The organism is Streptomyces sp. NPDC012888 (assembly GCF_042900645.1).
Taxonomy (GTDB): Bacteria; Actinomycetota; Actinomycetes; order Streptomycetales; family Streptomycetaceae; genus Streptomyces.
In genome coordinates this window covers 215,924-234,561 of sequence record NZ_JBIBBM010000011.1, presented here as the reverse complement: position 1 = coordinate 234,561, position 18,638 = coordinate 215,924, and the positions used below count along the sequence as shown (strand labels likewise).

The following is an 18,638-nucleotide window of genomic DNA, read 5'->3' as shown; positions in this document are numbered from 1 at the left end:
TCGGGTACTGCGGTTTCTGCTGTTTCGTTACTTCTTCTCGACCGCGTGGCCGCCGAACTGGTTCCGCAGCGCGGCGATCATCTTCATCTGCGGGGAGTCGTCCTGCCGGGAGGCGAACCGGGCGAACAGCGAGGCGGTGATCGCGGGCAGCGGCACCGCGTTGTCGATCGCGGCCTCCACCGTCCAGCGGCCCTCGCCCGAGTCCTGTGCGAAGCCCTTCAGGCCCTCCAGGTGCTCGTCCTCGTCCAGCGCGTTCACGGCCAGGTCGAGAAGCCAGGAGCGGATGACCGTGCCCTCCTGCCAGGACCGGAACACCTCGCGGACGTCGGTGACCGAGTCCACCTTCTCCAGCAGCTCCCAGCCCTCGGCGTAGGCCTGCATCATGGCGTACTCGATGCCGTTGTGGACCATCTTGGCGAAGTGGCCGGCGCCGACCTTGCCGGCGTGCACCGAGCCGAACTCGCCCTCGGGCTTGAGCGCGTCGAAGACCGGCTGGACGCGGGCGACGTGCTCCTTGTCGCCGCCGTACATCAGCGCGTAGCCGTTCTCCAGGCCCCACACACCGCCGGAGACGCCGCAGTCGACGAAGCCGATGCCCTTGGCGGCGAGCTCCGCGGCGTGCTTCTCGTCGTCCGTCCACCGCGAGTTGCCGCCGTCGACCACGACGTCGCCGGGCGAGAGCAGCTCGGCCAGCTCGTCGATGGTGGACTGGGTGGCCCCGCCGGCGGGCACCATCACCCACACGACCCGCGGGCCCTTCAGCTTGCCCACAAGCTCTTCCAGGCTGTGGACATCGGCGAGGTCCGGATTGCGGTCGTATCCGATGACGGTGTGGCCTGCGCGGCGGATGCGCTCGCGCATGTTGCCGCCCATCTTGCCGAGACCGACGAGACCGAGCTCCATCAGGTGGTTCCTTAGGTGTGTGAGTGCGGTTGCGTTCCCGCGTCCGAGCCTACGCCCGGACGCGGGCCGCCACTCTTTCCCGGGCTCCGCCCGGGGTACTCACAGGGGTCAGCCGGACAGCCGCACCGGCATGATCAGGTACTTGTAGGCCTCGTCCGCCTCGGCGTCCACCGCCGGGCGGCCGCTCAGCAGCGCCGGCTTGGTGGAGGTGGTGAAGCTCAGCTGCGCCGCCGGCGAGTCGATGGCGCTCAGACCGTCCAGCAGGAAGGTCGGGTTGAAGGCGATCGAGATGTCGTCGCCCTCCAGCTGGGCGTCCACGCGCTCCACAGCCTGTGCGTCGTCGGAGGAACCGGCCTCCAGGATCAGGACGCCCTGCTCGAAGCTCAGCCGGACCGGGGTGTTGCGCTCGGCGACCAGGGCCACGCGCTTGACGGCCTCGACGAAGGGGGCGGTCTCGATCACGGCGACGGAGTTGAACTCGGTCGGGAACAGCGTGCGGTACTTGGGCAGGTCACCTTCGAGCAGGCGCGTGGTGGTGCGCCGGCCGGCCCCCTCGAAACCGATCAGGCCCTCACCGGCACCGGAGCCGGAGAGCGCCAGGGTGACCGTGTCGCCGCTGGTCAGGGACTTGGCGGTGTCGAGCAGGGTCTTGGCGGGCACCAGGGCCACGGCGGAGGCGTCCGGGTTCTCCGGCTTCCACAGGAACTCGCGGACCGCGAAGCGGTAGCGGTCGGTGGAGGCCAGGGTGACCCGGTCGCCCTCGATCTCGATCCGGACGCCGGTCAGCACCGGGAGGGTGTCGTCGCGGCCGGCGGCGATGGCGACCTGGGCGGCGGCGGAGGCGAAGACCTCGCCGGGGACGGTGCCGGTCGCGGTCGGCATCTGGGGCAGCGACGGGTACTCCTCCACAGGCAGGGTGTGGAGGGTGAAGCGGGAGGAGCCGCAGACCACGGTCGCCCGTACACCGTCTGTGGAAATCTCCACCGGGCGGTTGGGGAGGGCGCGGCAGATGTCGGCGAGCAGCCGGCCGGAGACGAGGACGGTGCCCTCCTCCTCCACGTCCGCCTCGACGGAGACGCGGGCCGACACCTCGTAGTCGAAGCCGGAGAGGCTCAGCGCGCCGTCCTCGGCCTTCAGCAGCAGGCCCGCGAGGACGGGGACCGGCGGCCGGGCCGGGAGGCTGCGGGCCGCCCACGCCACCGCCTCCGCGAGTACGTCGCGCTCCACCCGGATCTTCACCGGAAACCGCCTCCTGCTGTTGCTGGCTCGCCCTGCTGGCCTTCGTCGTCGGCATCACGCCGCCAGACCAGTTTGACGTACGGCACCGACAGCCGGTGCGGTCGGCCGTCAAATCGGCAGCGAGGTGTTGGGAGGGCCTCCGAGGCGAGTTGTGCACAGCCCCTGCTTGAAAACCGATCCGGCCCTAACTGTCTATGGGAGTAGTAGTAGGGCCTGTGGATACGGTGGATAACCTGCTTTTCGCAGGTCAGCGGCGGTTTTTTATCCACCGGGCCTGTGGGTGGAGGCGGTGGACAACCGGGTGCCTCTGTGGAGAAAGAAAAGTTCTGCACAGCCCGTCCACAAGACGGGCCACATGGTCCACAGCTGTGTCCCCAGTTTTCCCCCGTCGCTCCACAGCCCAAACGTCGACTTCCGTGTGACGGCTTTCACTCGGCGCAGTGACCGGTGCCCTCCCGTTGCCGAACAGTGGACAAGGATGTGGACGAGAGGTCCGATCCTGTGCACAGGGTGGGGGAAGCTGTGGATTGCCTGGGGACGGCCGGGTGGGCGCGCCTGTGGACAGAATGATCGTCCACAGCCTGTGGATTACTTGGTTCCACAAATGCACAGGGCTGTGACCTGGTCTGATGAGTCCTCAACAGGCAGGCCTGTGGACAGATTGTGGGCAGCGCTCGGAGTCCCCAGTCTGTGGACGGAAGAAAGTCCCCCAATCTGTGGACGAGTTGGCCTGCGAGGGGCGTATTCGAACAGGTCGGGGGCGCGCGAACGACGAAGGGCGCCCCCGGAACCTCCCGGGAGCGCCCTCGAAGCGGGTTTGAGGAGCCGGCCTCAGCCGTTCTTGATGCGGTTGGTGAGCTCGGTGACCTGGTTGTAGATGGAGCGCCGCTCCGCCATCAGCGCGCGGATCTTGCGGTCCGCGTGCATCACGGTGGTGTGGTCACGGCCGCCGAACTGCGCCCCGATCTTCGGCAGCGACAGGTCCGTGAGCTCCCGGCACAGGTACATGGCGATCTGACGGGCGGTGACCAGCACCCGGCTCCGCGAGGAGCCGCACAGGTCGTCCACGTTCAGGCCGAAGTAGTCGGCCGTGGCGGCCATGATGTCCGCCGCGGTGATCTCGGGGGCGGTGTCCTCGCCCCCGCCGGGGATCAGGTTCTTCAGCACGTCCTCGGTCAGCCCGACGTCCACCGGCTGCCGGTTGAGGCTGGCGAAGGCGGTGACCCGGATGAGCGCGCCCTCCAGCTCGCGGATGTTGCGCGAGATCCGCGAGGCGATGAACTCCAGGACCTCCGGCGGGGCGTTGAGCTGCTCCTGCACGGCCTTCTTGCGGAGGATCGCGATCCGGGTCTCCAGCTCGGGCGGCTGGACATCGGTGATCAGACCCCACTCGAAGCGGTTGCGCAGCCGGTCCTCCAGCGTGACCAGCTGCTTGGGCGGCCGGTCGGAGGAGAGGACGATCTGCTTGTTCGCGTTGTGGAGGGTGTTGAAGGTGTGGAAGAACTCCTCCTGCGTCGACTCCTTGCTCGCGAGGAACTGGATGTCGTCGACGAGCAGGATGTCCATCTCGCGGTAGCGCTTGCGGAAGGCGTCGCCCTTGCCGTCGCGGATGGAGTTGATGAACTCGTTGGTGAACTCCTCCGAGCTCACGTACCGCACCCGGGTGCCGGGGTAGAGGCTCCGCGCGTAGTGCCCGATGGCGTGCAGCAGGTGGGTCTTGCCGAGGCCGGACTCCCCGTAGATGAAGAGCGGGTTGTAGGCCTTGGCGGGGGCCTCGGCGACGGCCACCGCGGCCGCGTGCGCGAAGCGGTTGGACGCGCCGATGACGAACGTGTCGAACAGGTACTTGGGGTTCAGGCGCGCGGTCGGCTCCACCGGGCCCGAGGAGGAGCCGCCGGAGGGCGCCGGGGGCGGCGCGGACCGCCCGGGGGCGGGCAGGACGGCCGCCTCGTAGGGGTTCTGGTCGTACGAAGCCTTGTCGTAGGGCGACTGCTCGTACGAGGGCTGCTCGTAGGAGGACTCGTACGGCGCCTCGGGCTGCTGGAGGTAGCCGGGCTGCGGCGAGGCGTACGGGTCGCGCTCGGGGAAACCGCCGAGCCGGGGCTGCTGCCAGCCGGGCCAGGCGCCGGGCTCGGAGCGCGGCTGCTGGTAGTCGGGGTAGGCCGGCCGGGCGGTGGGGGCCTCGTAGGACTCGCGGTCGCGCGGGGTGGGCGGCGCCGGGGGCGCGGGCTCGCCGGCGGAGTCGTCCACGGTGATCGCGATCCGGATCGGCCGGCCGCACTCACGGCTGAGGGTGTCGCTGATCAGGGGGGCGAGCCGGCCCTCCAGGACGCGCTTGCCCCATTCGTTGGGGACGGCGAGCAGGGCCGTGTCCGCGACGAGGGCCAGCGGCTGGCAGCGCTCGATCCACTGCTTGTCCTTGGGCTCGATGCCCTGCTGTCCCTCCGCGAGCAGATGCTCCAGCACGCGTGGCCACACTGCGGCAAGATCGGCAGGTACGTCAGCCACAGGGCACGCTCTCTCACAGGTCCCACGAATGTGTGGTTCTTTGGGACGGTCGGGACAAAAAATCGGGGGTCAGGCAACGGTAGTCAGCCTGACGGTCAGGGTTCAAGTCGTTGTCCACAGGCTGTGCACAGTGGAGCCCGTCGCGGGCTCGGTTTGACCGGATGGCGTAGCCGCGCGTACCGTAACCAGGTCGAGTTGTCGATGGCTGCTGCCGCCTGCCTACCGATGGGCGAAGATCACAGAACGTGATCATTTAGCGGTGTCCACTCGGGCGATCACGCGATAGTTCCTCGTGGGCGCACGGTGACAGCCAGGCGATGTACCGCCACAACGATTCATTCTCTGGAGCCCCCGAGTGAGCAAGCGCACCTTCCAGCCGAACAACCGTCGTCGCGCCAAGACGCACGGCTTCCGCCTGCGTATGCGTACCCGCGCCGGCCGCGCGATTCTCGCCGCCCGCCGTGGCAAGGGTCGCGACCGCCTGTCCGCCTGACCAGTCAGGTCATGACGTCGTGCTGTCTCCCGACCATCGGCTGAGGCGGCGCGAGGACTTCGCGAACGCGGTACGTCGAGGCCGCCGGGCAGGTCGCCCGCTCCTCGTCGTCCACCTACGTACCAGCGGTACAACGGACCCGCACGGGCCGGGGGAGATGCTTCCCCCGACACGTGCGGGTTTCGTCGTCAGCAAGGCCGTGGGCGGCGCCGTGGTCCGTAACCGGGTGAAGCGCAGACTGCGCCATCTGATGCGGGACCGCCTGTCCGGGCTGCCCGCAGGTAGCCTGGTGGTGGTGCGGGCCCTGCCCGGATCCGGTGACGCCGGTGCTGAGGACCTGGCCCGTGACCTGGACGCCGCTCTGGCGCGGCTGCTGGGAGGCGCGGCTCGATGAAGTACCCGCTGCTCGCTTTGATCAAGCTGTACCAGTGGACGATCAGTCCGCTGCTCGGGCCGGTGTGCCGCTACTACCCCTCGTGCTCGCACTACGGGTACACGGCCATCGACCGGCACGGTGCGGTGAAGGGAACGGTTCTTACCGCCTGGCGGATCCTGCGGTGCAATCCGTGGTCTCCGGGCGGTGTGGACCATGTCCCACCTCGTAAACGCCCGCGTTGGCATGAGCAGCTGCGCAGTGCGTTGCGTAGACCTCGCAATGCTCAAGGAGCCTGATTAGTGGACACGATTGCCAGTCTGTTCAGCTTTATCACCACACCCGTCTCGTGGATCATCGTCCAGTTCCACTCGCTGTACGGTGCGCTCTTCGGGCCGGACAGTGGGTGGGCCTGGGGCCTGTCCATCGTGTCCCTGGTGATCCTGATCCGCATCTGCCTGATCCCGCTGTTCGTGAAGCAGATCAAGGCGACGCGCGGCATGCAGGCGCTCCAGCCGAAGATGAAGGCGATCCAGGAGCGCTACAAGAACGACAAGCAGCGTCAGTCCGAAGAGATGATGAAGCTGTACAAGGAGACGGGCACCAACCCGCTCTCCTCGTGCCTTCCCATCCTGGCGCAGTCGCCGTTCTTCTTCGCCCTGTACCACGTGCTGGCGACCGTCGCCAACGGCAAGACCATCGGTGTGCTGGACCAGCAGCTGGTCGACAGCGCCCGGTCGGCCCGCATCTTCGGCGCCCCCATCGCGGCGAAGTTCATGGACAGCCCGGAGAAGGTCGAGGCGCTGGGCGCCTCGCTGACGGACGTCCGGATCGTGACCGCGGTCATGATCATCATGATGTCGCTGTCGCAGTTCTACACCCAGCGCCAGCTGATGCAGAAGAACGTGGACCTCACGGTCAAGACCCCGTTCATGCAGCAGCAGAAGATGCTGATGTACATCTTCCCCGTGATCTTCGCGGTCATGGGCATCAACTTCCCCGTCGGTGTCCTCGTCTACTGGCTGACCACCAACGTCTGGACCATGGGTCAGCAGATGTACGTGATCAACCAGAACCCGACGCCGGGCAGCAAGGCGCAGGACCAGTACCTGACGCGGCTGCTCAAGCACGTGACCTCGCACGGCGAGGTCAAGGGCCGGGGCAAGAAGAAGGTCGTCGCGGCGATCGTGGCCAAGGGCCCGGACCGCAACGACGTGGAGCGCAAGTTCATCACGGCGCTCAGCAAGCAGGGTCTGGCCGCGCAGGCGGACGGCTCTGTGATCAAGAGTGTCGAGGCGACGGCGGATGCGGATGCGGCGAGCGGCGGTGTCGCGAAGCGACAGCAGCCCAAGCGGCAGTCGAAGTCGCAGCGTCAGTCCCCCGGCAAGCCCTCGTCCAAGAAGTAAGAAGGAGTCCATCCCGTGACGGAAGGCACCACCTCCGCCGCTGCCGAGGGTGGCGACACCCTGACCCGCCTGGAGCAGGAGGGCGAGATCGCGGCCGACTACCTCGAGGGGCTGCTGGACATCGCCGATCTGGACGGCGACATCGACATGGACGTCGAGGCCGACCGGGCCTCGGTGTCGATCATCAGCGACTCGTCCAGCCGCGACCTGCAGAAGCTGGTGGGCCGCGACGGCGAGGTCCTGGAAGCCCTCCAGGAGCTGACCCGGCTCGCCGTGCACCGGGAGACCGGCGACCGGAGCCGGCTGATGCTGGACATCGCCGGGTTCCGTGCGAAGAAGCGCGAGGAACTGGCGTCGCTGGGCGCCGAGGCGGCCGCCGAGGTGAAGGCCTCGGGCGAGCCGAAGAAGCTGGCGCCGATGACGCCGTTCGAGCGCAAGGTCGTCCACGACGCGGTCGCGGCCGCGGGTCTGCGCAGCGAGTCCGAGGGCGAGGAGCCGCAGCGCTTCGTCGTTGTGCTCCCGGCCTGACCGGAAGCATGTGTGTTCGGCCCCGCCTGTCTCGCAGGCGGGGCCGAAGTTTGTCAGCCTGGTATTTCAGAGTGCGGTACGGAAGGACGGTTCCCCGTGACGGAGGCAGCGGAGCTTCCCCCGGCGCCGGAAGAGGCGCGTAGGGTCTTCGGCGAGCATTTCCCGCAGGCTGTCCGGTACGCGGAGCTGCTGGCGGACGCGGGTGTGAAGCGGGGGCTGATCGGCCCCCGCGAGGTTCCCCGCCTGTGGGAGCGGCACCTGCTGAACTGCGCGGTACTCGCGGAAGCGGTACCCGAGGGCGTCACCGTGTGCGACGTGGGCTCCGGGGCAGGGCTGCCGGGCATCCCGCTCGCCCTCGTGCGCCCGGACCTGAAGATCACGTTGCTGGAGCCGCTGCTGCGGCGGACCACCTTCCTCCAGGAAGCGGTGGAGCTGCTGGGCCTGGACCACGTGACGGTGGTGCGTGGCCGGGCCGAGGAGATGCTGGGCAAGCTACAGCCCGTCCATGTGGTGACGGCACGTGCGGTGGCCCCCCTGGACCGCCTGGCCGGCTGGGGCGTCCCGCTGCTGCGGCCCTACGGCGAGATGCTGGCGCTGAAGGGGGACACCGCGGAGGAGGAGCTGGTGAGCGCCAAGGCGGCCCTGACCAAGCTCGGTGTGGTGAAGACCTCGGTCCTGCACGTCGGCGAGGGCGTCGTGGAGCCGCTCTCCACGCTGGTTCGGGTCGAGGTCGGGGAGAGCCCGGGCGGGGTGCGGTTCGCGGCCAAGCGGGCGAAGGCCGCGCGCACGGGCCGGACCCGGCGGCGTCGCTGAGCCCGTGGCGGTGCTGGTTGATCCCTATAGGTATGGATTTCGGAGTGTCGTAGAGGGCTGAAGACGCCGTCCGGGCATCGTGTTTCACGTGAAACGTCGCTCTCTGCTGCACGGAATCATCAACCGCGGCCGAGCCGCTGCGTCCCCGCGTCCCCGGACGGAAGCGGGGGCCGCCGAACCGGTCACGGAAGTGTCCACATCGGTGGATTCATCCACAGGAGTACGGGCCCCGCTGGTTCACCACCCCGATGGCATGGCAGGCTCTGTCCATCGCGAGCCTGATGTCGAGGAGAGTGAAGCCGTGCGGTCAGACGCCAACCTCGCGGGGCCGATGGCCGATCCGGTCCCCGGCCCCCGCACCGAATCGGTGGCCGAAGATGTTTCACGTGAAACATCGCCGCCGTCGCTGGTGGACAACCACAGTGACACGCCGATCGGGCGTGCCGCCCAGCTGGCCGTGGAGGCCCTGGGACGGGCCGGCGCGGGTCTGCCCCGGCCGGCCGAAACCCGGATCATCGTGGTGGCGAACCAGAAGGGCGGCGTGGGCAAGACCACCACGACCGTGAACCTGGCGGCGTCGCTGGCCCTGCACGGGGCCCGAGTGCTGGTGGTGGACCTGGACCCGCAGGGCAACGCCTCGACGGCGCTGGGGATCGACCACCACGCCGAGGTGCCGTCGATTTACGACGTCCTCGTGGAGAGCCGGCCGCTGCTGGAGGTCGTCCAGCCGGTGGTGGATGTGGAAGGGCTGTTCTGTGCCCCGGCCACCATCGACCTGGCGGGTGCCGAGATCGAGCTGGTGTCGCTGGTGGCGAGGGAGAGCCGGCTGCAGCGGGCGATCCAGGCCTACGAGCAGCCTCTGGACTACATCCTCATCGACTGTCCCCCCTCGCTCGGGCTGCTGACGGTCAACGCCCTCGTGGCGGGCGCGGAGGTGCTGATCCCGATCCAGTGCGAGTACTACGCGCTGGAGGGCCTGGGGCAGCTGCTGCGCAACGTCGACCTGGTCCGGGCCCACCTGAACCCGGCGCTGCACGTGTCGACCATCCTGTTGACGATGTACGACGGCAGGACGCGACTGGCCTCCCAGGTGGCGGAGGAAGTGCGCAGCCACTTCGGCAGCGAGGTGCTGCGTACGAGCATCCCGAGGTCGGTGCGCATTTCGGAGGCGCCGAGCTACGGACAGACGGTTCTCACTTATGATCCGGGGTCCAGCGGGGCCCTCTCCTATCTGGAGGCGGCGCGCGAGATCGCGCTGCGGGGCGCGAACAGCATGCAGAGTACGGCGGAGGGGATCCAGTGAGCGAGCGACGTAGGGGTCTGGGGCGGGGGCTCGGCGCGCTGATTCCCGCTGCTCCCCAGGAGAAGGTGCCCCCGGTGGTGGGGTCGGGTTCGACCTCCCCGTCGGCGGTGCCGGTGCTGACGGCGGAACGCGGTGTGGCGGCGGCGAAGGTGGCTTCGCTGGCGCAGGCCGACGCGGCGGTCGTGGACCGGGCTGCGGGAACCGGCGGTGACAGTGGGCCGGCGGCCGGGAACACGGTGGCGGGAGCGACGTTCGCGGAGCTTCCGCTGGACGCCATCACGCCGAACCCGCGGCAGCCCCGAGAGGTGTTCGACGAGGACGCCCTGGCGGAGCTGGTGACCTCGATCCAGGAGGTGGGCCTGCTCCAGCCGGTGGTCGTACGGCAGACGGGCGCGGACCGGTACGAGCTCGTCATGGGCGAGCGGCGCTGGCGGGCCTGCCGCGAGGCCGGCCTGGAGCACATTCCGGCGATCATCCGCGCGACCGAGGACGAGAAGCTCCTCCTGGACGCGCTCCTGGAGAACCTCCACCGCGCGCAGCTGAACCCGCTGGAGGAGGCGGCCGCCTACGACCAGCTGCTGAAGGACTTCAACTGCACGCACGACCAGCTCGCGGACCGGATCGGGCGTTCGCGCCCGCAGGTCACGAACACGCTGCGGTTGCTGAACCTGTCGCCGCAGGTGCAGCGCCGCGTGGCGGCGGGTGTCCTGTCGGCGGGACACGCGCGGGCCCTGCTGTCGGTGAAGGACTCCGAGGAGCAGGACCGGCTGGCGCACCGGATCGTGGCCGAGGGGCTCTCGGTGCGGGCGGTCGAGGAGATCGTGACCCTGATGGGTTCGGAGCCGGCCGGCCCGGCGAAGCCGAAGCCGCGGGCGGGTGCCCGGGTGTCCCCCGCGCTGAGCGAGCTGGCTTCGCGCCTGTCGGACCGCTTCGAGACCCGCGTGAAGGTGGATCTCGGGCAGAAGAAGGGCAAGATCACCGTCGAGTTCGCGTCGATGGAGGACCTGGAGCGGATCCTGGGGACGCTGGCGCCGGGCGAGGGCCGGGTGCTGGAACAGGGGCTCGCCGGGGAGTAGCCGGCGGTCCCCGTGCGGGGCGGGTGGCACCGGCCGTCGGTCGGTGCCACCCGCCCCGTCCCCTTATACGATGCGTTCATGGGGCGTCGGCTGGTACCACTCACGCTGGACAACCTGCAGGACCTGCCCAAGCGTTGCCGGTCCTGCGTGTTCTGGGAGCTGGATCCCGTCACCGGTGAGGCGGCGGTCAAGGCCGGTACGTCGGAGACGGAGAAGGAAGCCTGGATCTCCGCGGTGCTCCTGGAATGGGGCTCGTGCGGCCGGGTGGTCTACGTCGACGAGGTCCCGGTGGGTTTCGTGCTCTACGCACCGCCCGCCTATGTGCCCCGGTCCACTGCTTTCCCGACCAGCCCGGTGTCCGGGGACGCGGTGCAGCTGATCACCGGATGGATCATGCCGGGCTATCAGGGGCAGGGGCTGGGCCGGGTCATGGTGCAGACCGTCGCCAAGGACCTGTTGCGCCGTGGCTTCCGGGCCGTCGAGGCGTTCGGCGACGGCCGCTGGGAGGGGCCCGGATGCCTGCTGCCGGCGGAGCACCTGCTGGCCGTGGGCTTCAAGACCGTGCGGCCCCATCCGGCGCACCCGCGGCTGAGGCTGGAGCTCCGTTCGACGCTGTCCTGGAAGGAGGACGTCGAGCTGGCGCTCGACCGGCTGCTCGGGGCGGCACGGAAGGAGCCGGTGCTGCGTCCGCTGTGAACCCGCCCGGATACGAAACGGGGCCGTCTCCATGAGGGGACGGCCCCGTTCGGGCTTCGGGGTGTCAGCCGACCGGCTTGAGCTCGACGAAGCCGTCGAGGTCGCGGAGGATGGCGGCCTTCGGCTTGGCACCGACGATGGTCTTCGCGACCTCGCCGTTCCGGTAGACGTTCAGGGTCGGGATGGACATGACCCCGTACTTGGCGGCGGTCTCCGGGTTCTCGTCGATGTTGAGCTTGACGATCTCGATCTGGTCGCCGTACTCCGCCGCGATGGCCTCCAGCGACGGCGCGATCTGGCGGCAGGGGCCGCACCAGGCCGCCCAGAAGTCCACCAGGACGGGCTTCTCGCTGGCCAGGACCTCGGTGTCGAAGTTGGCGTCGGTGACGTTCTTCAGGGTGCCGGCCACAGCGGCCTCCTCTTTCTTCCTGCGGGGTGGGGTGTGGGGTGGAGCGGTGGGTCAGACGTTCGCGGTCGCGTGCTCGGCGTCCGTGAGGGCGGCCAGGAAACGCTCGGCGTCGAGCGCGGCGGAGCAGCCGGTGCCCGCGGCGGTGATGGCCTGGCGGTAGGTGTGGTCGACCACGTCGCCGGCACCGAACACGCCGGTGACGTTGGTGCGGGTCGAGGGGGCGTCGACCTTGAGGTAGCCCTCGTCGTCCAGCTCCAGCTGGCCCTTGAAGAGCTCGGTCCGCGGGTCGTGGCCGACGGCGATGAAGAGGCCGGTCACGGGCAGCTCGGAGGTCTCACCGGTCTTGGTGTTGCGCAGGGTGAGGCCGGAGAGCTTGGTGTCGCCGTGGATCTCGGCGACCTCGCTGTCCCAGGCGAACTTGATCTTCGGGTCGGCGAAGGCGCGGTCCTGCATGGCCTTGGAGGCGCGCAGGCTGTCGCGGCGGTGGACGATGGTGACCGACTTGGCGAACCGCGAGAGGAAGGTGGCCTCCTCCATCGCGGTGTCGCCGCCGCCGACGACGGCGATGTCCTGGTCCTTGAAGAAGAAGCCGTCGCAGGTGGCGCACCAGGAGACGCCGCGGCCCGAGAGGGCGTCCTCGCGGGGCAGGCCCAGCTTGCGGTGCTGGGAGCCGGTGGTGACGATGACGGCCTTGGCGCGGTGCACGGTGCCGGCGGTGTCGGTGACGGTCTTGATCTCACCCGTCAGGTCCACGGAGACGATGTCGTCCGGGACCAGCTCGGCTCCGAAGCGCTCGGCCTGGGCGCGCATGTTGTCCATGAGGTCCGGGCCCATGATGCCGTCGCGGAAGCCGGGGAAGTTCTCGACCTCGGTGGTGTTCATCAGCGCGCCGCCGGCGGTGACGGCACCCTCGAAGACCAGGGGCTTGAGCGAAGCGCGTGCGGTGTACAGGGCGGCGGTGTAACCGGCCGGCCCGGAGCCGATGATGATCACGTTACGAACGTCGCTCACGGGTTGTTTCCTCGTCTCTGCGGACTGCCTGCTGTCTACCGGGGGCCGGTGCGGACTCTCACCCCACCCAACGGATCCTAAGGGGCCCGCATTCCCCGGAGGTCCGCTGACAGTGCGGAGTCCTCAGGGCCGTGAGTAGGTGGCGGTGAGCAGAGGGGCGCCGGCGGCGGTTCCGGGGATGGTCTCGCAGGTGCTGTCAATGAGGAAGGCGTCGACACGGCCGGCGTCGACGGGGTGCGGCAGGACGACGAGGTAGACGGGAGTGCCCTGGTAGGTGCCCCGTTCGCTGGCCAGGGGCTCCTGGGCGCGCCCCGTGGCGTCCTGCACGCAGGCGGGGATCCCTTCGGCCCGGCGGTCTTCGGACGGGGCCAGGCCGGGGCCGGTGTTCTCCATGCCGTACGGGGTGTTCTCACCCGGCTTGCGCTGGGGCGGGGGCCCGGTCAGGAGGACCCGGACGGAGCCCTCCAGACCCTGGGCGGTGAAGGCGGTCCCTTCGGGGCTCCCGGCGACCCGGGGCTCCGCGGCGGTGGCCGCGCCGGCGTCCTTCCGGGCGCTCTGCGAACCGTTCTCGGTAGTGGGGAGGGCGCCTGCCAGGAAGAGCCCGAGGACGCAGGCGGCCGCGGCGGCCAGCCCGGAGAGGGCGGCGATCCGCCGCCTCGCCCGCCGCCGGGTACGGCCGGGCCCCGTGGCGGCCGGGGCGTGCCCGGCCGGTGCCACGGGGACGGTGCGCGATGTTTCACGTGAAACATGGGCGGAGGCCGGTGCCGGCTCAGCCTCGGAAGGGGCGGCGGGTGGCGCCGTCCGGTCCAGGAGGGCTTCGGCGGCCAGGGCGGCGTCGATGCGGCCCGCGATGTCGACGGGCATCCGGACCGGTCCGGGCAGGGTGCCCAGAAGGCCGCGGATCTCCTCCAGTGAGGTGCGCACGTCCGCGCAGAGGGCGCAGTCGGTGAGGTGGCGGCGGATCTCCGCGGTGCGGGAGGGGGAGAGCAACCCCTCGGTGAGGTCGGAGATCTCCGAGACATCAGGGTGCCCGATCGTGCCGGTCGTGGAAGTCACGCGCGTCCACCTCCGCCCTTCACAGCATTCGGGTCCCTGGGTTCTGCTGCTGGTGGGACGGGAGTCCCCTGCGACCGGTTCCTTCCCCGCGGGGAGGCGGTGTTATCCCCGCCATCGGTGCGCAGATGAGTGAGCATCGGGACGAGTTTGGCGCGGCCACGGGCGCAGCGGCTCTTGACGGTCCCGGCGGGGACGTCGAGGATCCGGGCGGCCTCGGCCACGGGGTACCCCTGCATGTCGACGAGGACCAGGGCGGCCCGCTGGTCGGCCGGGAGGGTGGCCAGGGCGGCGAGGAGCTGGCGGTGCAGGTCATGGCGTTCGGCGGGGGCCTCGGCGGATTCGTGGGGCTCCAGCAGCCGTTCCAGGCGCTCGGTGTCGTCGAGGGGGGAGGTCCGGCGGGTGGCGGCCTTGCGGGCGCGGTCGAGGCAGGCGTTGACGGTGATGCGGTGCAGCCAGGTGGTGACGGCGGAGTCGCCGCGGAAGGTGTGGGCGGCGCGGTAGGCGGAGACGAGGGCGTCCTGCACGGCGTCCGCTGCCTCCTCGCGGTCCCCGCCCAGCGTCCGCAGTGCGACGGCCCACAGCCGGTCGCGGTGGCGCCGTACGAGCTCACCGAAGGCGTCGGGGTCCCCGGCGACATGGTGGGCCAGCAGCTCGTGGTCGTCGGCCTCGCCGGGTTTCGCGTCGGTCATCACACCTCCCCTCCCGGTGGGAGCGTACGGGGCGGGCAGGCCGAAGACGAGCGTCCGCCACGAGCTGGTGCGGCGGACCTCCGACCACGTGCGTTCCGGTCGGTCAGAGGTCGGCGCCGAGCACCTTGACGTCGAGGACGCCGCCCCGGTAGCCGTCCTCCGTCCGCGGCAGCTCGGTGATGTGGATGAGGACGTACCTGGTCTTCACCGGGGTGTCGAGGGTGGACTTGAGCCTCCGCTCGGCGGTGCCAGGCTTGCTGATCTGCTGTGGGAAACCGGACACGGACGTGGGCCGCGCGCCGGCGTCCGGACCCGCGGCGCGGAGTTCCGCCGTGTGGCCGGAGCCGTTGAACTCCACCTCGAGGCCGGTCACGTTCTTCACGCTGCCGAGATCGACCACGATGCCGCTGCCGTCCTCGTAGGCGGGGAGGTTCCCGAAGTTCGCGTGGCCGATGAACTTCAGCGTGATCCAGCCGGATTCGGGGTCTCCGTCGACGGCCTTGCCCGCGGCTTCCGGCTTGATCGGCTCCCTGCCGAACACGGTGGCCCGGCTGATGGGCAGCGGCTTCGCCTCGATCTTCTTCGGGAGCTCGTTGCCGTTGTTGGACGGCGGCTGGTTCTGGGAGGTGCCGGGGTTCTGGTTGCTCTTGTTCAGCAGGGTGTCGGCCAGCTGCCAGCTGCCCAGGCCGAGGGCGGCGATGAGCAGCGCGCCCACGCCCCACTTCAGGACCCGGCCGGTACGGCTCTGCAGCGGGGGCGGCGGCGCGACGATGGGCGCCGCGGGCGTGCCCGGCCGCGGGTTCGGCCGGCCGTAGGGCCCTTGCTGGTAGGTGCCCTGCTGGTAGGTGGTGTGCTGGTATTCCGGCGGGGCGGTGAAGGCGGGCTCCGGCGGCCGGATGCGCGGCATCGCGGCGACCGCCTTGGCCAGTTCCTCCGGGGTGGTGCAGGCGGGCTCCTGCCGGGAGGCCGTGGCGCCGTCGTTGGCGAGGGCCCGCATGGCGAGTTCGCCCAGGCCCCGGTGGACGCCTGCGCGGACCTGGTCCGGCGGCAGCAGGCCGACGCCCTTGGGCAGGCCGCTCAGGCCGTAGGCGTCGTTCTCGTACGGCCACCGCTGGGTGAGGGCGGCGTACAGGAGCGCGCCGATCGCCTCGGTGTCGGTGCGCTGCGGGCTGTCGCTGGTGATGCCGCGCAGGGCGGCGTTCACGGCCAGTCCGCGGATGCGGTACTGCCCGGTGGAGGTGCGCAGTATCGCCCCGGGGGTCAGCCGCAGGTGGGCCAGGCCCTCGCGGTGGGCCGCGGCCATGGCCTGGGAGACCTGGCTGACGAGCTGGTACGCCTCGTGGGGCTCCAGCGGGCCGGCGGCGAGCAGCGCGGTCAGCTCGGTGGCGTCCGGCAGCCACTCGTGGACCACGTAGACGAGGTCGTTCTCCTCGACGGCGTCGAGGACCTGCACGAAGCGGGGGTCGCCGAGGAGGGCGGAGGAGCGGGCCGCGGCCAGTACGGAGCGGGCCCGCGGATGGTCGGCCGGGAGGAGGTGGACGCCGACGGCACGGCGCAGCTTCTCGTCCACCGCACGCCAGCTGCTGAAACCGTCCAGACGGGTGACGCACTCTTCGAGCCGGTAGCGTCTGGCGAGTTTGTGGCCGCTGTGGAGGTCGGGAGTCGCGGTGCCCGCCGCGGTCCTTCGTTCGCCGTCGGGTTCGGTCGCGGGCTCGTCCGTGGAGAGTCGGGCGTTCTGGGTGTCCACCCCGTCGGCCGTGGCCTTGGCCGCTGTTGCGGCCAGCGGCTCGTCGCCGCTGTTGTCGGCCACGTCGACGGCAGCTGTGCTACGTTCCGCCACCGTCGTTCCTGCCTCCCCATCCGTTGCGCGCTGTCGGCCAGTCTGCGAAGCCAAGCCAATTGTGCCCACAGTCCGGTGCTATGCACGACACGCGATCTGTTCCGATGGTTGCGCGCATCAGCGTCCCAGGCGTCCGCGCACCATTCCCACCATGGCGTTGAGCTCCTCGATCCGCATGCGCTTGGCCGCGGCGAGGAATACGGCCGCGAGGGCGATGCCGCCGACCGCGAGCGAGGCGAGGGATCCGAGGACCCCGCTGCCCAGGTAGTGGGTGACGGCCCAGGCCGCGGCGCCGCCGACGAGGGCGGCGGGTACGCAGGCGCCGGTGAGGCGGGCGTAGGTGCGCATGACGTGCGCCCCGTCGAGGTCGCCGCCCAGACGGGTCTTCAGGCGGCGCCAGGCGACGCCCACACCGACGGCGTAGCCGAGACCGTAGGCGCCGGCCATGCCGACGACCGCCCAGCGGGCGGGCAGCACGAAGAACGCGGCGGTGGAGACGACGGCGTTGACCGCGGCGACGATCACCGTGTTGTAGAAGGGCGTCCGGGTGTCCTCGTAGGCGTAGAAGCCGCGCAGGACCACGTACTGCACGGAGTACGGGATCAGGCCCAGGCCGAAGGCCATCAGCACGTAGCCGATGTTCTGGGCGCCGGAGCCGGAGCCGGCGTAGAGCAGGGTGGCCATCGGCACGCCGAGCGCCAGGAACGCGAAGGCGCAGGGCACGATGGCGACGGCCGAGGTGCGCAGGCCGTAGGAGATGTCGTCGCGGACCGCTGCGGCGTCACCGTCGTGGGCCGAACGGGAGATGCGCGGCAGCACGGCCGTCATCACGGATACGGTGATGATCGCCTGCGGCATCTGCCAGAGCAGCAGCGCGTAGTTGTAGGCGGTGATACCGGTGCCGGGGTGGCCCTGCTTCTCGGCGACGGAACCGGCCCAGGTGGCCAGCTGGGTGACGACGACCAGGCCGACCTGGTTGGCCAGGACGAAGAAGAACGTCCACTTCGCGAGGCGGGCGGCCTTGCCGAGGCCGTGGCCCTTCCAGTCGAAGCGCAGCCTCGGCTTGAACCCGGCGTCGCGGAGGTAGGGCAGCATCGCCAGGGCCTGGACGACCAGACCCAGCAGGGTGCCCACGCCCAGCAGGCGCACCCCGTCGGCCGTGACGGTGGCGGCGCTGACACCGGAGGTGGTGAACCCGCCGAAGGCCCAGATGAACGCACCGAAGGTGGTGATGACCACGATGTTGTTGAGGACCGGGGTCCACATCATGGCACCGAACCGGCCGCGGGCGTTGAGGATCTGACCGAGGACCACGTGCACGCCCATGAAGAACATGGTGGGCAGGCAGTAGCGGGCGAACGCGACCGCGACCTCCATCTGCTGGGGGTCGGACGCGATCTTCGGCGACATCATCGTGATGAACAGCGGGGCCGCGAGCACGCAGACGGTGGTGACACCGGCCAGCAGGACCACGACCAGGGTCAGCAGCCGGTTGGCGTAGGCCTCGCCGCCGTCGCTGTCGTTCTTCATGGCCCGCACCAGCTGCGGGATGAACACCGCGTTCAGGGCTCCGCCCCCGACCAGGACGTAGATCATCGTCGGGAGGGTGTTGGCGATCTGGTACGTGTCGTTGAAGGTTCCGACGCCGATCGCCGCGGCGATCACCAGGGTCCGCAGGAAGCCGGTGATCCGGGAGACGATCGTGCCGGCGGCCATCAACGCGCTGGACTTCAGCAGGCCGCCCGCACGGCCGGCGGGCTTGGCGGGCGCCGGAGCGGCGACCGGGGCCTCCTCCGCCACGGGCCGCGGGGCCGCCTGCTGGTCGCGGTACAGGTGGGCGAACGCGTCGGGCTCGGGCTGCTCCTCTGCGGCCTCGGTCACCAGCGACTCCACCCCGACGAACTCGGTGGTGGCGGAGCGGTCGCCGTACGGCATGTGCCGGGAGAGGCCGTCCGGCTCCGGCGGCGGGGTCTGCGCCCACACCCGCGGGTCCGGGGCGTACGGGGGAGCGGCCGGGGAGCCGTACAGCGGTCCGGGCTCCTGGTAGGTGCCGGGTGGTGGCGGGGGGTGCGAGGCCCGGTCGTAGAGCGCCTCGGTGACCGGGTCCTGGGCGGACAGGTCCTGCGCCCGGTACGGGTCGCGGTCGTAGGCGTCCTGGACATACGGGTCGCGGTCCGGCCCGGGGGCGGGCGGAGGTACCTGCCCCGGCATCGGGGTGCCCGGGGCAACGCCCTGGCCGGGCGCGCCGGCGCCCTGCGCTCGGTCACCGTCGTACGGCGCGTTCATCGAAACCCC

General features: G+C 70.3%; 18 protein-coding genes. 9 read left to right on the top strand and 9 right to left on the bottom strand.

Going from position 1 to position 18,638, the window contains the following annotated elements:
• Window positions 1-27: 27 nt before the first annotated feature.
• The 3 genes from gnd to dnaA form a co-directional block, all read right to left on the bottom strand.
• Window positions 28-903 (bottom strand): phosphogluconate dehydrogenase (NAD(+)-dependent, decarboxylating), encoded by an 876-nt coding sequence (gene gnd, locus ACFY61_RS21030; protein WP_389473987.1) that lies wholly within the window; start codon window positions 901-903, stop codon window positions 28-30.
• Between the two features lie 108 nt (window positions 904-1,011).
• Entirely contained in the window at window positions 1,012-2,142 is a 1,131-nt protein-coding gene (gene dnaN, locus ACFY61_RS21025; protein WP_389473985.1) for a DNA polymerase III subunit beta, read from the bottom strand.
• A gap of 831 nt (window positions 2,143-2,973) precedes the next feature.
• Entirely contained in the window at window positions 2,974-4,650 is a 1,677-nt protein-coding gene (dnaA, locus tag ACFY61_RS21020) for a chromosomal replication initiator protein DnaA (RefSeq protein WP_389473983.1), read from the bottom strand.
• 355 nt (window positions 4,651-5,005) lie between these two features.
• On the opposite strand from dnaA, the gene rpmH reads away from it, so the two are divergent.
• The 9 genes from rpmH to ACFY61_RS20975 all read left to right on the top strand — a co-directional run bounded on the left by rpmH (window position 5,006) and on the right by ACFY61_RS20975 (window position 11,338).
• The gene (rpmH, locus tag ACFY61_RS21015) at window positions 5,006-5,143 is read left to right on the top strand and encodes a 50S ribosomal protein L34 (RefSeq protein ID WP_389473982.1); all 138 of its coding nucleotides are present in this window, start codon (window positions 5,006-5,008) and stop codon (window positions 5,141-5,143) included.
• 19 nt (window positions 5,144-5,162) lie between these two features.
• Window positions 5,163-5,537, top strand: coding sequence for a ribonuclease P protein component (gene rnpA, locus ACFY61_RS21010; RefSeq protein ID WP_389473980.1), 375 nt, complete (start codon window positions 5,163-5,165; stop codon window positions 5,535-5,537).
• Window positions 5,534-5,815, top strand: a complete 282-nt coding sequence (gene yidD / locus ACFY61_RS21005; protein ID WP_219664616.1) for a membrane protein insertion efficiency factor YidD — start codon at window positions 5,534-5,536, stop codon at window positions 5,813-5,815. The genes rnpA and yidD overlap by 4 nt, the downstream gene beginning before the upstream one ends.
• 3 nt (window positions 5,816-5,818) lie before the next feature.
• Window positions 5,819-6,922 carry a membrane protein insertase YidC gene (gene yidC, locus ACFY61_RS21000; protein WP_389473978.1) on the top strand — a complete coding sequence of 368 codons (1,104 nt, stop codon included), beginning with the start codon at window positions 5,819-5,821 and terminating at the stop codon, window positions 6,920-6,922.
• 15 nt (window positions 6,923-6,937) lie between these two features.
• Window positions 6,938-7,450, top strand: a complete 513-nt coding sequence (locus tag ACFY61_RS20995) for a protein jag (protein ID WP_389473976.1) — start codon at window positions 6,938-6,940, stop codon at window positions 7,448-7,450.
• Between the two features lie 96 nt (window positions 7,451-7,546).
• A complete protein-coding gene (gene rsmG, locus ACFY61_RS20990) occupies window positions 7,547-8,263 on the top strand; it encodes a 16S rRNA (guanine(527)-N(7))-methyltransferase RsmG (RefSeq protein WP_389473974.1) in 717 nt (238 codons plus the stop codon).
• Between the two features lie 253 nt (window positions 8,264-8,516).
• Window positions 8,517-9,566: an AAA family ATPase gene (locus tag ACFY61_RS20985; RefSeq protein ID WP_389473972.1), complete on the top strand. Its 1,050-nt coding sequence runs from the start codon at window positions 8,517-8,519 to the stop codon at window positions 9,564-9,566.
• Entirely contained in the window at window positions 9,563-10,642 is a 1,080-nt protein-coding gene (locus ACFY61_RS20980; protein WP_389473970.1) for a ParB/RepB/Spo0J family partition protein, read from the top strand. Before ACFY61_RS20985 ends, ACFY61_RS20980 begins: the two co-directional genes overlap by 4 nt.
• Window positions 10,643-10,720: 78 nt before the next feature.
• Window positions 10,721-11,338, top strand: a complete 618-nt coding sequence (locus tag ACFY61_RS20975; protein WP_389473968.1) for a GNAT family N-acetyltransferase — start codon at window positions 10,721-10,723, stop codon at window positions 11,336-11,338.
• Window positions 11,339-11,402: 64 nt separating this feature from the next.
• Here ACFY61_RS20975 and trxA read toward each other — a convergent pair whose 3' ends face one another.
• The 6 genes from trxA to murJ all read right to left on the bottom strand — a co-directional run bounded on the left by trxA (window position 11,403) and on the right by murJ (window position 18,629).
• Window positions 11,403-11,747, bottom strand: a complete 345-nt coding sequence (gene trxA, locus ACFY61_RS20970) for a thioredoxin (protein WP_389473967.1) — start codon at window positions 11,745-11,747, stop codon at window positions 11,403-11,405.
• 51 nt (window positions 11,748-11,798) lie between these two features.
• Window positions 11,799-12,758, bottom strand: coding sequence for a thioredoxin-disulfide reductase (trxB, locus tag ACFY61_RS20965; protein WP_389473965.1), 960 nt, complete (start codon window positions 12,756-12,758; stop codon window positions 11,799-11,801).
• A 123-nt stretch (window positions 12,759-12,881) separates the two neighbouring features.
• Entirely contained in the window at window positions 12,882-13,814 is a 933-nt protein-coding gene (locus tag ACFY61_RS20960; protein WP_389473964.1) for a hypothetical protein, read from the bottom strand.
• Window positions 13,811-14,503: an RNA polymerase sigma factor SigM gene (gene sigM / locus ACFY61_RS20955; RefSeq protein WP_389473962.1), complete on the bottom strand. Its 693-nt coding sequence runs from the start codon at window positions 14,501-14,503 to the stop codon at window positions 13,811-13,813. The genes ACFY61_RS20960 and sigM overlap by 4 nt, the downstream gene beginning before the upstream one ends.
• Before the next feature lie 103 nt (window positions 14,504-14,606).
• Window positions 14,607-16,343, bottom strand: a complete 1,737-nt coding sequence (locus tag ACFY61_RS20950; RefSeq protein ID WP_389473961.1) for a protein kinase family protein — start codon at window positions 16,341-16,343, stop codon at window positions 14,607-14,609.
• A gap of 117 nt (window positions 16,344-16,460) precedes the next feature.
• Window positions 16,461-18,629 carry a murein biosynthesis integral membrane protein MurJ gene (murJ, locus tag ACFY61_RS20945; protein ID WP_389473960.1) on the bottom strand — a complete coding sequence of 723 codons (2,169 nt, stop codon included), beginning with the start codon at window positions 18,627-18,629 and terminating at the stop codon, window positions 16,461-16,463.
• Window positions 18,630-18,638: the final 9 nt, after the last annotated feature.